Here is a 15504-nt window from a genome sequence, read left to right as displayed (position 1 = left end):
GGCTTATTTTTATTAGTGAAGTTAAATAAAAAATCCCGACTATATCGGGATTTTTATCTGCCATTACTGCGATTTTATGCGCTACGTTTACGTAACAAACCTAAACCGAACAGACCTAGACCAAGAATACCTAACGTAGCTGGCGCAGGAACGGTAATTGATGTTCTAAATGCTGCAATGTTCTCTGTTTTATCACTGAAGTTATTTTCAGTCCATAACCATTTTGCATCGGAGCTTATTTCACCTAAAAGTTTATTACCCCAAATACCGGTTCCATTGCGTGCCCACTCAGTAGCAGAAACGAAATCAACACCATTCGTTGTAACATCCCAAGCACTTGAAGAGACGTTGATATTGCCATCCCATAAAATTTCCGCGAGTAAACCTGCTGGATTACCTGTACTACCGATACCAAAATTATTAACAACAAAACCAAACTCATAGGTTCCTGGTGCTAAATCAAGCGTAAATGAATCTGCATTTTGCCAGTTACTTACGTTTGCTCCTGTGGAAAATAAGGTAGAAAAATTAGTAGGGTTTGTTAGGTCAGTACATCCCGTATTGGCACAAAGACCTAAATGTAGCATGGTATTGTCTACGGTATAGTTGATGGTAACTGGTTTTGCTTGTACGGTATTGATTGCAAATGCTGATGCGAGCATAACTATTTTAGTGATACCTTTCACGTTTACTTCCTTAAAATAAAAATTTTGATATAAAATCATTTAAAAGCAAAAAGTACGCCAAAATAATAAAGCCGTTGTTTATCAATGATTTACTTTATTTTTGTTGTTGTGGGTAATCGTCTGTGTAAAAAAAACTGACACTTGCAATTAGAGGCTGGAATATTAATGTATAGATAATTATAGGATTTGTTATTACGGTGCAGAGAGTAATGCGATTATTGCTGTGCCAGTTACCACGCTAATTTACTCCATAACTGTTGCTGTTCTCAATCCATAAATAGTGAATATAGGCGTGAGCGAATCATTGCCTATGTTGTCAAATCAGAAACGAATCGCTTTAACATTTTTATTTTGTCTATATGAATCTGGTATAAGAGGATAGTGATGGTATAGATAGCGTATTTATATCTGCGACAAATCAAAGTTTTTCAAAAATACTATAGAATCATTTGATTAGCAGATGATTAATAGATAGTGTGATTATTAATAAAAATGAAAGGAGTGGTTCTGCGTGTTATCTGTACGAGTATTTTTATACTAGAGTTTATGCATTTTTTAATCGAGAGTCTTAGGTAATCAAGATATCTAATAGTGAAGTGAAAGGTTTGTTGATAAGGTCGTCAAATAAGATTGGTGCACATGTTTTTTACTGTTATCGCGGGTAAAAAATTAACTCTGGAAGCGTAAATGTGAAAAAAACATTTCTGTTGTTAATAACAATCTCATTATTCAGCGCCATAGTATTTTCTGAACCGCTATCTTTAAAATATTTTCAAACCGATGAGCGTTACGACTACCGTATTAATCTGCTTAAACTTGCCATGGATAAAACAATAGAAAGTGACGGACCTTATTCGCTTGCGCCTCTCGACATAAAAATGCCACAGAGCAGAGGCCTTCGTTTTCTGGCTAAAGGGGAAAAAGTAAATGTAGTTTTTTTGCCGACAAACCGAGAAAGAGAATCAACATTTTTAGCTGTTAAAATTCCGATTCTCAGGGGGTTGCTCGGTTATCGAATATCTATAATTAGAAAACAGAGTTTACCTGATTTTGCTAAAATTGAATCAATTGATCAGTTAATAGCAGAATATAAAGCGGGCTTTGGTAATCAATGGGCTGATATGGATATTCTCAGAATTAACAACATACCTACAGTCGGAACCACTGAATATGAAAATTTATTTAGCATGTTGGATGCTAAAAGGTTTGATTATTTCCCAAGAGGAGTCAATGAAGCGTGGCATGAAATATCTCAGAGAGAGAAGAGATTCCCAGCACTTACCGTTGATCCCTACATTGCTCTTTACTATCCTTATCCCGTCTATTTTTTTGTTAATAAATCTAATCTGAAGCTTGCCGACAGAATTGAGCGAGGCTTGAATCTTGCGCTTCAAGATGGAACTTTTAAAGCGCTTTTTTTAAAGCATCATGCGGCTATTATTGAGCAGGCTGCATTGCATAACAGAAAAATATTTATATTAAAAAATCCTACCCTTTCTGAGGGAACAGAAGATCCTGATTCAAGTTGGTGGTTAAAAGACAAATAGGATTTTCAACCACGTTAGCGTCGTGTAGTACAGGCCGTAACCTTTCTGTTATCTTTTTGGTCCTTGCTTATTTGTCTCGCGATGATCTTAGAAAGCTATTTTTTGGCACTACTAATCCTTCGATTGTCCCTCCGTTAAGGCTTTATCTAAGGCATCAACGCGTACCTGTGGTGAGTGGCTGAGATGGCCAACTAATGAATATAAACTCGGTACAATAAATAATGTCACTAGCGTCGCTAATAACATGCCTCCGAAGAGTACAACACCAACAGCAAATCGAGTTTCAGCACCGGATCCCGATGCAATAAGCATGGGAACAGCCCCTAAAAGTGTGGTGATTGTCGTCATTAATATTGGTCTCAGGCGTTGTTCTGCTGCATTAATAACCGCTTCTTTTACTCGCTGTCCTTGCCCTCGTAATTGATTGGCAAACTCAACAATTAAGATCCCGTTTTTAGTTGCCATACCAATTAACATTAACATGGCTAATTGGCTGTATAAGTTAAAGGTTTCACCTGCGAGTAAAACGGCTAATAGTCCCCCTAATAGTCCGATTGGTACGGTTAACATCACCACAGCAGGGCTCACAAAGCTTTCAAACTGAGCAGCTAAAACGAGGTAACAAACGAATAAAGCCATTACAAACAAAAGCCAAACTTCCCTTTGATTGTCATAATAAGATTTTGATTCACCAGAGTAATCATAGGTATAGCCAGTCGGTAACAATTTATTTGCCTGCCCATTTAAATATTCTAATGCTTCTCCCAAACTCGCATCATTAATTAAACTGGCTTTGAGTGTTATCGCTTTTTTCTTCTGAAAGTGAAATAAGCCACGAGCAGAAGCTCTTTCTTCCGTCGTTATCAAGGTATCAAGTGAAACTAATGTCCCTTCTTTTGACCGTAAATATATTTTGCTTAAATCATTTGCTGCATTGAAATATCTTTCATTGGCTTTAAGGTATACGTCATACTCTTCACCACGCTCTTCAAAGCGAGTTTGGCTTTGCCCTCCTAAAAACACCTCTAACGCGGTTGCAATTTCGCTCACACTGATACCTAACTCTCTTGCAACTAAGCGATTAACATGTACGATTATTTCGGGGGTTGTGGGGTTGTAATCCAACTTAACGCCATCCATCAGTCCACTTTGTTCAGCATCACGTTGTAACGCGAGCGCATAAGTATAGAGTGCATCATAATCCTCGCCCTGCACCACGAAGGCAACAGGCTCACTAGAGTTACCGCCCATACCAGGTACGTAAGGGTGAACTTGTACATCCGTTATATCATGGGTTAATGATCTAATTTTATCAACGACAGAAGCGGCGCTCATGGTGCGATCTGCCCAATCTTTCAAACGGATAATAAAGTAGCCTTGGTGGTCTGCCCATGAACCAAATGCAGGTGCAGAATAATTAAGAGAATCAATAGGGCCATCATCAGTGGCAAGTGGCAATAATTTTGAATTGATTTGTTCCATACTTTTTATCATTCTATCGTAGCTAGTCGCTTCTGTGCCGCCGACATAAATATTAATCACACCTCTGTCTTCGGTGGGGGCTAATGCTAATTGCTGTGCTTGATAACTGTAAAAAAGTGCGACAAAACAGAGTAGCATTACCATGAACGAGAGGTAATGTCGTTTAAGTAAAAAATGTAATGTCAGACGATATAAACGGCCTAACACTAACATCGCCTTATCGATAATGGCGCATAATTTACTTGGCTGGGCGGAATAGAGGGGGCTTGCTAATATTTTTTCAGCGAGTACAGGCACAATTGTTAATGCCAATATAGATGAAATAATAATTGCTGCAGAAAGTAGTACCGCAAATTCAGTGAAGAGTTCTCCAATTTTTCCATCCATGAAAATGAGTGGCAAAAATACCATTACTAATACCACCGTGGTTGCAATCACAGCGAAGTTTAGTTCTTTGGCACCTTTAAAGGCTGCTATCATTGGTGATTCACCGAGCTGCCGATGACGGATAATGTTTTCAACAACGACAATCGCATCATCGACTACCAGCCCAATCGCTAAAATTAACGCCATTAAGGTTACTAGGTTAATGCTGTATCCAAATAGGTAAGCAACAGAAAAGGCCGCAACTAAGGAAATGGGAACCGTTAGCGCCGGAATAATGGTGGTGGCAAGTCGGCCTAAAAATAGGTATAGCACTGCAATCACTAACAACGCGGTGATCAGTAATGTTTGATAAACTTCTTTTATTGCGGCGTCAATGAATACGGTACTATCATAATCAACCTGTAACGTTGTTCCTTCTGGTAAGAAGTTTTGCAAATGGGTTAACTCTTGCTTCACTGCTTTAGAGACATCCAGCGGGTTGGCTTGTGACATCGCGATTATGCCCAAACCGAGACTGTCGATATTATTCGCTTTAAATGTAGTGGTTTCCTGCTTTGCACCGACATAAATATTGGCCACGTCGGATAAGAAAACAGCGCTACCGCCAATCTCAGTCACTTTAAGGTTATAAAAATCCTCAGCGTGTTGATATAAACGTTCCATACGTACAACAAGGTTAAGGCTATCATTACGCACATAGCCCGCAGGTAGTTGTATGTTTTCTTCCTGTAATGCATGGGTAATATCATTCGTTGTTAACCCCCGTGCAGCTAATTCAATGGGGTTAAGCTCGATATATAAAACGCGTTCTACACCACCGGACATATTTATCGTACTCACACCCGGTAATAAACTTAATCGTTCGACTAAAACGCGCTCGGCATAATCACTTAATGCAACACGATCTATTTTGCTGCTGGTTAGATTCAGCCACATCATCGGCGCACCATCACTGTCGTTTTTACGTACTACGGGTTCATCTACATCATCTGGTAAACGATTTCGTGCTCGATTGACTGCATCACGAACATCACTGACGGCTTCAATCATGTCATGACCTTGCTTAAATGCGATGTTAATACCAGACCAGCCATCCCACGACGATGACCAGATATAGTCAATCCCGTCTATTCCACTGAGCTCATTTTCAATCGGTTTTGTTATTTGTGTTTCAACGATAGACGAAGCACTTCCTCTATAGGGGGTGCCAATTGAAACGATTGGACTTTCGATATCTGGCATTTCACGAACTGGTAATAAGTCAAAACCTACCATTCCAAATAGCACTAATAAAATGCTTAATACAATTGCCGAAATAGGCCTATACATTGCAAAATCAGAGATTCTCATGATTTTATAACAACTTTTGCGCCATCCTGCAGTTTGACTGTGCCTTTATAAACAATGCTATCGTTAGGTGATAAACCCGTTAATGCTTGTACTTTTTTGCCATTTCGCTCACCCAGTGTCACTTCTACTTTTTCTGCGATATTGTTGGCGATACGGTAGACAAAGCGTTGGTGTCCTTGATAAACGATTGATTGCAGTGGTATCAATAACTCTGCAGGTTTATTGAGCAGGATGTCAGCCGTCACCAAACTACCCGGTGTCAGTGCCATGTCACTATTATCAATGTTAAATTGAAGGTAAACATTGAGGTTATGATTTTTTACGCGACTATCGATACTGCTTAGTATGGCTATTTTATCTTCAGCAGTTAGTTCTGTGCTGCTGATTTTAACTTGTTGTTTTTCTTTTAGTAAATTAATGTGGCGAGCTGCGATAGGTACGTTAAGACGTAATTGTGACGCATCATCAAGGGTGGTTAATACCGTATTCGGTGTAACCAATTGACCGCGACTTAAATCAACTAAGCCTAGTTTCCCAGAAAAGGGTGCTACGATGGTTTTATCTTGTAAAGCTGCTTTTGCTAATGACAATTCGGCTTGTTGAATAAGCCATTGTGTTTCAGCACTTTCTAGTGTTGCTTGTGTTACCGCCCCGGTTTTAAAAAGGGCCCGATAGTTGTTATATTGGCGTTGGTAGTCAACTAAGCGCGCCTGCTCACGATTGACAACAGCAAGTTGGTGGCGATCATCGAGTTCCACCATCACACTGCCTTTTTCTATCATTTGACCAGATTTAACATGAATCGATTTTATTTTCCCTTCGGATTCAGGTTTAACCTCGATGGAATTAATCGCAAATACCGTCCCTAATAGGGGGACTTTTTCATGTAATACCTGTTTATCAACGCGTACGACTTCCACGGAATGTGTTGGCGAAGCGGTGTTGGTTTGCTTGTTTTTATTTTCACCATCTTGGTTATTGATAAGGGTCCATCCTATTAAAAACAATGCGATTATCACTGTTAATAAAAGGTATTTTTTCATGCTTTGCTCTTGCTGTTTATAAATGATGCTTAGCGATAGCCCGGTTAATGTAATGGGGGGATGCTAAGTAGAAAATTGAGTGAAATATAAAAGGTATTTCTCTGCCTTTATGTTATCTCAAAGGGGGGATTTATAGAAGTAAAATAGTGTCCGAACAGAGATTCCCATCTTACCTCGGTATGCCTTGTCAGTGGCAATCATCCATTTATTTCCCTCACTTAAATTGGTCATATCGTTAAAGGCATGACTACTATTAACCCGCGACTGTTTAATAAATGTGAAGCAAACATCACTGATTGTAATGCTCGATGTTACTGCCCATAAAAAGATCATCAAGTAAAAGGGCGTTGCGTCCATGAAATTATAAAATTTTACTTAGTTGCTAAGCATTGATTGACTTGGACGTCTAGACGTCTTACTATCGGTTTTTATTTATGTACTCATGTCCCGCTTTGCGATGATGACAAACATAACAGTAATCGACTCTTAATTAAATTCAGGACATTTGATGATAGAAATAAAAAGTGTAAATAAAGTTTTTTATCAGGGAGATAAAGCTATCCATGCGCTTAGCGATATTAATCTTAATATCGCTGAAGGTTGTATATATGGCGTTATTGGCTCCTCTGGTGCAGGTAAAAGTACTTTAATTCGTTGTGTGAATTTATTAGAGCGGCCAAGTAGTGGTCAGGTTATCGTCGATGGGATTGATTTAACTGCACTTTCTAATCAGCAATTGACATTAACGCGTCGTAAAATAGGCATGATATTTCAACATTTTAACCTGCTTTCATCATGTACTGTTTTTGATAATATTAGCCTCCCTTTAAAATTGGCGGGGGTAAATAAAAAAACGATAAAGGCTAAGGTCGAGAGCCTGTTGGCGCTGGTGGGGCTGAGTGATAAGCGTGATACCTATCCTGCTAATTTAAGTGGAGGGCAAAAACAACGTGTTGCGATTGCCCGCGCTTTAGCCTCTGATCCTAAAGTATTACTTTGCGATGAGGCAACCAGTGCGCTTGATCCCGCGACGACACAGTCCATATTAGAGCTTCTTAAAAAGATCAATAAAGAATTAAACCTGACTATTTTACTCATCACGCATGAGATGGCCGTGGTCAAAGGAATTTGTAGTGAAGTTGCCATTATTGGCGGTGGCAAATTAGTTGAACAGGGCGCGGTTGGCGATATTTTCGCCCACCCAAAAAGTGCTTTAGCACGTGATTTTATTCGTTCGACATTAGATCTTTCGATACCTATCGATTACAGCGAACGCCTATTAGCAGCTCGTACTGAAAATAGTTACCCATTAGTCCGTTTAGAATTTACAGGCGCTTCCGTTGATGCGCCATTGATCAGCCAAGTTGCGCGACTATTTAATATTGATATTAGTATTCTTAGTTCAAATATGGATTACGTTGGTGGGGTTAAATTTGGTCTTATGTTAGCGGAATTTTTCGGCACAGAAGAAGATGCAGATAAAGCAATCGCTTTTCTTAAAGAGCACAACATAGAAATAGAGGTATTAGGATATGTCGCTTGATTCAATTTTTAGCTGGTGGGCTAACAATGATCGCCTTATCGCACTATTAGTGGACGCGCTAGGGCAAACATTAGCCATGGTGTTTACTTCTGGATTCGTGGGTTTTTTATTTGGTATTCCGCTCGGTATTTTATTACATTTAAGTAAAAAATCAGGCCTATTAGAAAATCATGCGCTTAATAAAATATTGTCAACCGTGGTTAATATGGGGCGTTCTATCCCCTTTATTATTTTGTTGGTCGCTATTATTCCGTTTACTCGTTTTCTGGTTGGTAGCTCAATTGGCACGGCAGCGGCGATTGTCCCTCTCACTATTGCTGCGATTCCATTCATTGCGCGTCTTGTTGAAGGGGCGTTACTTGAGGTGCCGTCGGGGTTGATTGAAGCAGCTCAGGCGATGGGCGCTAAACCTGCGCAGATTATCACTAAAGTACTATTACCAGAGGCGCTTCCCGGTATCATTAATGCAGCGACGATCACCCTCGTTACGTTAGTAGGTTATTCGGCGATGGCGGGAACGGTTGGTGGCGGTGGCCTTGGTGACGTTGGTATTCGTTACGGTTACCAACGCTTTGATGGCTCAGTGATGCTGATAACCGTTGTTATTTTGGTGATTTTGGTACAACTCATTCAATCTGTCGGTGATTATTTAGTTAAGCATGTTGATCATCGCTAAGCGCTTTTATTACAACTAAAACTACAAAAATAGGGTATACCCTAAAAGGAGCAACACTATGAATTTTAATCTTAAAAGCATTTTTACCGTGCTAGGTTTAGCATCGACATTAGCACTTACGGGATGTGGCGAGAAAGAGTCGGCAGAGCCCGTGGTCGATCATTCTAAAATTACGGTGGGGGTTATTGCTGGCTCAGAGGCACAAGTTGCAGAAGTGGCAGCAAAAGTGGCCAAGGAGAAATATGGTTTAGACGTTAAACTAATTATTTTTTCTGATTATATTACGCCCAATGCAGCATTAGATGAAGGTTCAATTGATGTTAATGCATTTCAACATAAACCTTATCTTGATCAGCAAATTAAAGATCGTGGTTACAAATTTGCGGTGGCGGGTAATACCTTCGTTTACCCTATTGCGGGTTATACAAACAAAATCAAATCACTCGATGAATTAATTGAAGGTGACAAAATTGCAGTGCCAAGTGATCCAAGTAATTTAGCGCGTTCTTTGATGTTGCTTGAGCAACAAGGATTGCTTAAATTGAAAGAGGATGCGGATTTAACTGCAACCGTACTTGATATCGTAAGTAGCCCTAAAAATTTGAAAATTATTGAGCTAGAAGCGGCACAACTACCGCGTGCTCTTGATGATGTTAGTATCGCAATTATCAACACAACCTATGCAAGTAGTATTGATCTAAATCCTACTGACGATGGTCTTTTCGTTGAAGATAAAGAGTCTCCTTATGTTAACTTAATTGTGGCACGTGAAGACAATCTAACTGCTGAAAATGTACAAAACTTTGTTAAGGCGTACCAGTCAGAAGAAGTTTATCAAGCGGCACTCGCAACATTCAAAGGTGGTGTTGTTAAAGGTTGGTAGTTTTTTTCGTTTCTTTTAAAGCGACCTAAATACGATGACAATTTAAAAGGCCCAGTGAATTCGCTGGGCTTTTTTGATCTGTTTTATCATCGCTATATAGTGATTATACCAATTCCGATAAATAGCTGATCTATTTTACTGGTTAAAACAACTTACTGCTGCGTTGTAATTTTCGCAAAGGGAATAACCATTTACGTCAAATTACGCCTTGAATTAAGCTGTTTTTCCTGCGCAAAATCTAGATCACATACTTACCGGAATTGGTATTATTTTGCTAACGGTTTCACGGCTTGAATGCGAATTGTTGCGACATCGAATTTATTTACGTGACCATTTTGACCGCCACTCTCTATATAGCTTGTATTACTTGCTAGGTAGCTCATATTGTAGAAGTCCGTTACGGCTAATGAATAGATGCCAATGCTAAGATGAGCGGCCAGCGGGGTTGAGTAAACGAGAGGTTTTTTAGCCTCTTCAATGAGCGCATGAGGCATCTGAATAACGCCCTCTGCAACCACATCACCAAGACTATTTTTAACTTGTAGCCATTTCACCCCATTAGTAATTCCAAGGTTAATCGCATTAAAGTTATTATGGTAGTGCAGCTGAATGGCATAATTACCATCCATTGTTATGGCGATATTATTAACCTCTAGGGTGTCGTTCAATGCCCCCCAATTGTTGAGATATGGTTGGCTGATAAACTCATCGGCAGCTGTAATATTGATGTTTGATATCACGCGCTTATCGCTAACTGAAATATTTTGGGCCGAGGCAAAACAGACGGGGGCACTGTGGTGAGAGTAATTATTGCTTGCGTTATAAACGGCCTCTATAGCGTAACAATTACCTTGATTATTTTCAGAAGTGTTTGTGTCCGTTACAATTCCTTGTTCGACATCAGTTTTTATAAGAACGCCGTTACAATATAGGTTATAGGTAATATCTCCCTTCTGTGTATCACTAAACTCTACGGCAAGTTGACCATTATCTTGACTAAATACGCCTGTTATTAGCGGTTCTTTCGGTGCAAATACGGCAGGGTCGTCGGTACTGAGTGGATCTGCGGTTACCTTGGTTATTGCACTGCTGCCAGCAACGATATCAGCTAAGGTGATGACCAGATTATTCGTTTCAACAAGATCGGCCCAAGCAATAAACTGATCGGTTATATGACCGTTGACAGTAACACCTTGTACTGTGTAATAGCCCGTTTCTTCGGATGTTTGTGGTAACTCTATTTGCAGATTCACGACTTTATTTTGCAGCCTTAACCCTTGTAATTTTATATTGCTAGCATCTGCAAATTGTTGTTGACGTAGCTTAGTCGTAATAAATGGTTTTAAGTTAATGCCTTGATCGCTAGTCGTCACCCCAAATACATTTTCGATTACCATGCCAACATAGGCAGCAACCGACCAAAGTTGACGTTGTGAGTTAATCACAGGGCCAGACAATTCTGGGTGAGTAAAATCTAACAGGTTAGGTTTAAGTGAGAGCCATTCCAGATTTTCCATATTGGAAAGGTTAAGTGCAGCACTGCGCAATAAGGTTTGGTAAGCGGCGTTAGCGACGGCTGTATTACCGATTTGTGCCGCTGCTTTTAAACCGTAAGCGGTAACAAATGGCCAGATAGCACGGTTATGGTAGATAGGCACATCGGGTTGTTGTGGGAATATTACGGGTGCGCCCATGTCGCTATGTGGATAATTCGCTACTATTTTATGCGCACGTGTTGTATCGGCAATACCGGTAATAATTGCGAGTGATTGACCTAACCAATCAAATTTATGGAGCGCCGCTAAATCTTGATGTCCTGCAGTCAGGCTACTATACATCCCCATATCCTCTAGCCAGAAGCGGTGATTGATAGCCATTTTAAGCTGATTTGCCCAGTTTTGATATTTCGAGGCAATATCTGGCTCACCTTGTTCTATGGCTAGTTTGGCGGTTAATGATAGTGCTTGGTAATGTGCGACGTTAGTAGAAAGCGCTTTGGCACTGCCCATACTGGCGATATCTTTTGTTATCCAAATGGGGTAACTTTGTTCACGCCAATCAAGGAATGATTGCTCACCATTATATAAGCCATCAACTTTGTCGTAAGCCGCTTTACGATCGTTTTCAACGGTATTAATTAATGCGTTATAGGCTTTTACTGCAAATGCACTTCGCGTTTCACCAGTTAGGTTTTGTAGTGCTTTTTCGGCTCCAAATGCCCAAGTGACACGGTCGGTACTGATCGGCCAGCTACCGCCTGAACCGGTATCTTGTACAATTTGCAGGCCACTATCATCACCCGCAGCTTGAATTGGTTTACTGACACCATCACGATAACCTGAAAGCTTGAACTCTAGTGAGGTTTTAACACGTTCAGGATCAAGCAGAGCGAGTCCTAAATTTGCTGCGTAAGCCAGATCACGCGTCCAAACATAGTGCCATTTCGCACCTGTTTCAAAACAGTCGCAAGCAATCGCTTGACCGTTGTTATAACTACCATCTTTAATTTCAGAAACACTATTTTGTTCGCTTTCATTAATGGCTAAAGAGAATAGAGCATCAAAGGCAAGGTTGCCGGTACGAATGGTGGGGTGTCCCGCTTTCTCTTGATAGAGCAGATAATCATCACTGGAATCACGTAAACCTTGAGTCGTCGATTGGGCGTAGTGGCGATATTGAGCAGCCTCGTTTTCAGCAGAAAAAGTGGCAAATTCTTCTTTTTTATCATAGGTTGTGAATGTCAATGTGTGTATGTTTTTACGAGATTTATGTGGATTCACTTTCACTCCTTCACTGCCATCAGTTGTAATGCTATGTGTATATTTCTATGTTACCTCAGATGCTTTGTCTGGCGCTAGCTTGATGCCTTATCAAGGTAATAAGTATTATCTTTAAATGTTAATATGAGTCTAGAGGCTCCGTAACTTGTGCTTTTTATTAATACAAAGGCTGCTCTGTACGGCGAAATAGCTTCTCGCCGTACTAATTGTGTTTATGGATTGTTCTCTGGCAAATGAGATTTTATGATTTCATATAAGCGTGGACGGTATTGAGCTATCTCTTCACTAGAAAGTCCTTCAAGAGAGTGTGGGTATTTTAACCATGCCTCGGTCTCATGAATGTAATAGTCTGGTGTAAGCTCTGTTTTATTACGAGCTGGCTTGTAATAGGGGACCGCAACTCTCACCTCTTCAGGCATATTAAGCCGAGTCTTCTTCTGTAACTCATTAATAATTGCTTCAATTGAGCGACCTGTATCGAATACATCATCCACCAGTAAGAGTTTGTCGTGACGTTGGATATTCTTAACCAAATAGTTAAGCCCGTGAACTCTGACTTGTTTTGCTTGTTGATCGATTTCTGCTGCGTAGGAAGAGGTTCTGATAGCAATATGATCTGATTTAATGCCATGTACGCTTAAGAATTCTTGTACGGCGATGCCGATAGGTGCACCACCACGCCAGATGGCTACGATAAAGGTCGGTTTAAAGTTACTATCAAGAACTTTGCGTGCTAATGTATATGAATCTTCTAATAAAGATTGGGCTGTTAAGTACTGTTTCTCTGCCATCTTGATTCCAGTTGAATATGGATAGAAAGCCGCTAAACCTTGAACAAATATCTCGTTTATGTTCTAATTCGCGACTCAAATAACTACAAATATACCACATTAAGTTGGTGATTTATTGGTAAAAGATTGAAAAAAATATTTTTAGATGAAGACTCATTAATCGAAGAGTCATTTCAATTAGCAACCCAAATATTGGCAAGCGATTTTAAACCTACTTTTATTGTTGGTCTATGGCGCGGAGGCAGTTCGGTTGGGATTTATGTGCAAGAATGTCTGCAGACGTTAGGGGTTAAAACGGATCACATCTCTATTCGCACTTCATACGGCGGTTTTGACAGTTACCAACAAAAAACAGAGAATGAACAGCCGATTCGCGTTCATGGACTTACTTATTTAATTAAGAACTTAAATGTCGGCGATAAATTGCTTATCGTTGATGATATGTACCGGACTGGAAAAAATTCACAAGCTGTCATTGATGAGCTGCAAAAAAGGCTTAAACGCAATATGCCATCCGATGTTAGGATTGCGACTGTTTGGAAAAAAGCCAGCATAGCGAATAACAAAACCCCTGACTATTTTGTTCATGAAACCGATGACTGGGTTGTTTTTCCCTATGAACTTCAAGGATTATCGCTCAAAGAAATAAAGCAATATAAATCTTTTGCTTATCATTCTATTGATGCGCAATTATTCACTAACAATTAATTGTTTCATATTATATCTATCTTTATTAGCGATAAGTGTTAAAGCAAACTCAAAAGTATTGGGCCACTTCATGATGCCGAAATGAAGTGGCCCTCTTACTTCCTTTTGTCGTTAATCTTGTAAATCTTCTGGTAGTACCAAATTCAATATAATCGCCGTGATCCCGCCAGCTGCCATTCCTGAGGATAGGATGCTTTTTACCCAATCAGGCATAAACTGTAGAATTTCAGGGTGCTGTCCAATACCCAGTCCCATTGAAAATGACAGTGCCATTATCAAAATAGCACGGCGGTTTAATTCGCAACGGGAGATAATACGGATTCCTGAAGCCGCAATTGTACCGAACATGACAATAGTTGCACCGCCTAATACTGGCTCAGGAATCAGCTGCACTAAGTTCGCAACACCTGGAAATAGGCCAAGTAGTACTAGCATACCCGCAACGAAGTAACCGATATAGCGACTAGCTACGCCTGTGAGTTGAATAATACCGTTATTTTGACTGAAGGTTGAATTAGGAAAGCTATTGAGTACTGATGCTAATGCTGAGTTTAGACCGTCAGCGAGTACTCCCCCCTTGATACGTTTTACATAAATTGGGCCTGTTACGGGTTGCTCAGAGGTTTCTGATGTTGCGGTTATGTCACCGATAGCTTCTAGTGAAGTGATGGCGAAAACGATGATCAGTGGGATCAGTAATCCCCAGTCAAATCCTAATCCATATTGCATCGGCATAGGAATCGCAATTAATGCACTTTCTGTTGCTTTTGATGTGTCCAGCATGCCAGTAAACCAAGCTAACAATGTACCGACTGCCATAGCAATAACAATCGATGAAACGCGCAGGTAGGGATTTTTTAGCCGGTTTAGAAAAACGATTAAACCTAATACGGTACCCGCTAGCATTAAGTTGTCTAAACTGCCGAAGCTACCATCTCCAATGGCTGCATAACCGCCCCCCATGGAGGTTAAACCAATTTGAATCAAGGTTAGGCCTATTAGAGTTACTACAATACCTGAGACTAATGGGGTAATAATACGGTGAGTATGTTGTAGTATTCGTGAAATAAATACTTCAGTCAAAGAGGCCAGTAGTATTGTACCGAAAATTGCTGCCATCATGGTTGGCACATCAGCTCCGCCTGCTTTTAATGCTAAGCCAGCCCCAATGATAGGACCTAGGAAGTTAAAGCTAGTACCTTGAATCGATAATAAGCCAGAGCCTACTGGACCAAAGGTACGAATTTGGATGAATGAGGCAAGTCCTGAAGCAAATAGTGACATGCTGACAATAGTATTGGTATCGCTAGCTGGTAGGCCTAGTGCTTGACAAATAATCAGTGACGGGGTGATCACCGCAACAAACATTGCCAATAGGTGTTGGGTCGCTGCAAAAAGCGTTTCAGGCAGTGGCGGTCGGTCTTCTAAACGGTAGATTAGATCAGAACGACGTGGTGTTTCAATTTTGCGATGTTGCTGGGTCATGGTTGTTGTTTCCTTGGTTTTTAGCAACCTTATTAATTGTTTGAACTAATCCGCTCGTCAAAATTGAGTTACCGTAGATTGCAATAGACTGGCTATTATCATGCAATCTTCAATTGTTATGAGCATAACTTGATCATTCATTT

General features: G+C 40.2%; 11 protein-coding genes. 5 read left to right on the top strand and 6 right to left on the bottom strand.

Annotated features, from left to right (window positions below):
• Positions 1 to 74: 74 nt before the first annotated feature.
• On the bottom strand, positions 75 to 686 hold the full coding sequence (locus AB2N10_RS07480) for a PEP-CTERM sorting domain-containing protein (RefSeq protein WP_354624338.1): 612 nt from the start codon (positions 684 to 686) through the stop codon (positions 75 to 77).
• A 689-nt stretch (positions 687 to 1375) separates the two neighbouring features.
• Between AB2N10_RS07480 and AB2N10_RS07475 the strand changes: the two genes are divergently transcribed.
• Positions 1376 to 2233, top strand: coding sequence for a hypothetical protein (locus AB2N10_RS07475; protein ID WP_354624339.1), 858 nt, complete (start codon positions 1376 to 1378; stop codon positions 2231 to 2233).
• 111 nt (positions 2234 to 2344) lie between these two features.
• Here AB2N10_RS07475 and AB2N10_RS07470 read toward each other — a convergent pair whose 3' ends face one another.
• Complete coding sequence (locus AB2N10_RS07470; RefSeq protein ID WP_354624340.1) at positions 2345 to 5452, bottom strand: efflux RND transporter permease subunit; 3108 nt, start codon at positions 5450 to 5452, stop codon at positions 2345 to 2347.
• A complete protein-coding gene (locus AB2N10_RS07465) occupies positions 5449 to 6495 on the bottom strand; it encodes an efflux RND transporter periplasmic adaptor subunit (protein WP_354624341.1) in 1047 nt (348 codons plus the stop codon). Before AB2N10_RS07465 ends, AB2N10_RS07470 begins: the two co-directional genes overlap by 4 nt.
• A 508-nt stretch (positions 6496 to 7003) precedes the next feature.
• Between AB2N10_RS07465 and metN the strand changes: the two genes are divergently transcribed.
• From metN to AB2N10_RS07450, 3 genes are read left to right on the top strand one after another with little or no spacing between them, the layout of a single operon-like run.
• The gene (gene metN / locus AB2N10_RS07460; RefSeq protein WP_369434577.1) at positions 7004 to 8038 is read left to right on the top strand and encodes a methionine ABC transporter ATP-binding protein MetN; all 1035 of its coding nucleotides are present in this window, start codon (positions 7004 to 7006) and stop codon (positions 8036 to 8038) included.
• Positions 8028 to 8714 (top strand): methionine ABC transporter permease, encoded by a 687-nt coding sequence (locus AB2N10_RS07455; protein WP_354624344.1) that lies wholly within the window; start codon positions 8028 to 8030, stop codon positions 8712 to 8714. The genes metN and AB2N10_RS07455 overlap by 11 nt, the downstream gene beginning before the upstream one ends.
• A 58-nt stretch (positions 8715 to 8772) precedes the next feature.
• Entirely contained in the window at positions 8773 to 9597 is an 825-nt protein-coding gene (locus tag AB2N10_RS07450; protein WP_354624345.1) for a MetQ/NlpA family lipoprotein, read from the top strand.
• Between the two features lie 266 nt (positions 9598 to 9863).
• On the opposite strand, the gene AB2N10_RS07445 is transcribed toward AB2N10_RS07450, so the two are convergent.
• The gene (locus tag AB2N10_RS07445) at positions 9864 to 12377 is read right to left on the bottom strand and encodes an esterase (RefSeq protein WP_354624347.1); all 2514 of its coding nucleotides are present in this window, start codon (positions 12375 to 12377) and stop codon (positions 9864 to 9866) included.
• Positions 12378 to 12589: 212 nt separating this feature from the next.
• Complete coding sequence (locus AB2N10_RS07440) at positions 12590 to 13168, bottom strand: phosphoribosyltransferase family protein (RefSeq protein ID WP_354624348.1); 579 nt, start codon at positions 13166 to 13168, stop codon at positions 12590 to 12592.
• 126 nt (positions 13169 to 13294) lie between these two features.
• Here AB2N10_RS07440 and AB2N10_RS07435 point away from each other — a divergent pair, with 126 nt between their 5' ends.
• Entirely contained in the window at positions 13295 to 13876 is a 582-nt protein-coding gene (locus AB2N10_RS07435) for a phosphoribosyltransferase family protein (RefSeq protein WP_354624349.1), read from the top strand.
• Positions 13877 to 13987: 111 nt separating this feature from the next.
• On the opposite strand, the gene AB2N10_RS07430 is transcribed toward AB2N10_RS07435, so the two are convergent.
• Positions 13988 to 15361: a uracil-xanthine permease family protein gene (locus tag AB2N10_RS07430; protein WP_369434576.1), complete on the bottom strand. Its 1374-nt coding sequence runs from the start codon at positions 15359 to 15361 to the stop codon at positions 13988 to 13990.
• Between the last annotated feature and the right edge of the window lie 143 nt (positions 15362 to 15504).

This window comes from Psychromonas sp. MME1, from assembly GCF_041080865.1.
Taxonomy (GTDB): Bacteria; Pseudomonadota; Gammaproteobacteria; order Enterobacterales; family Psychromonadaceae; genus Psychromonas.
The sequence above is the reverse complement of the archived record's forward strand: the minus strand, read 5'-3'. Positions and strand labels throughout refer to the sequence as shown.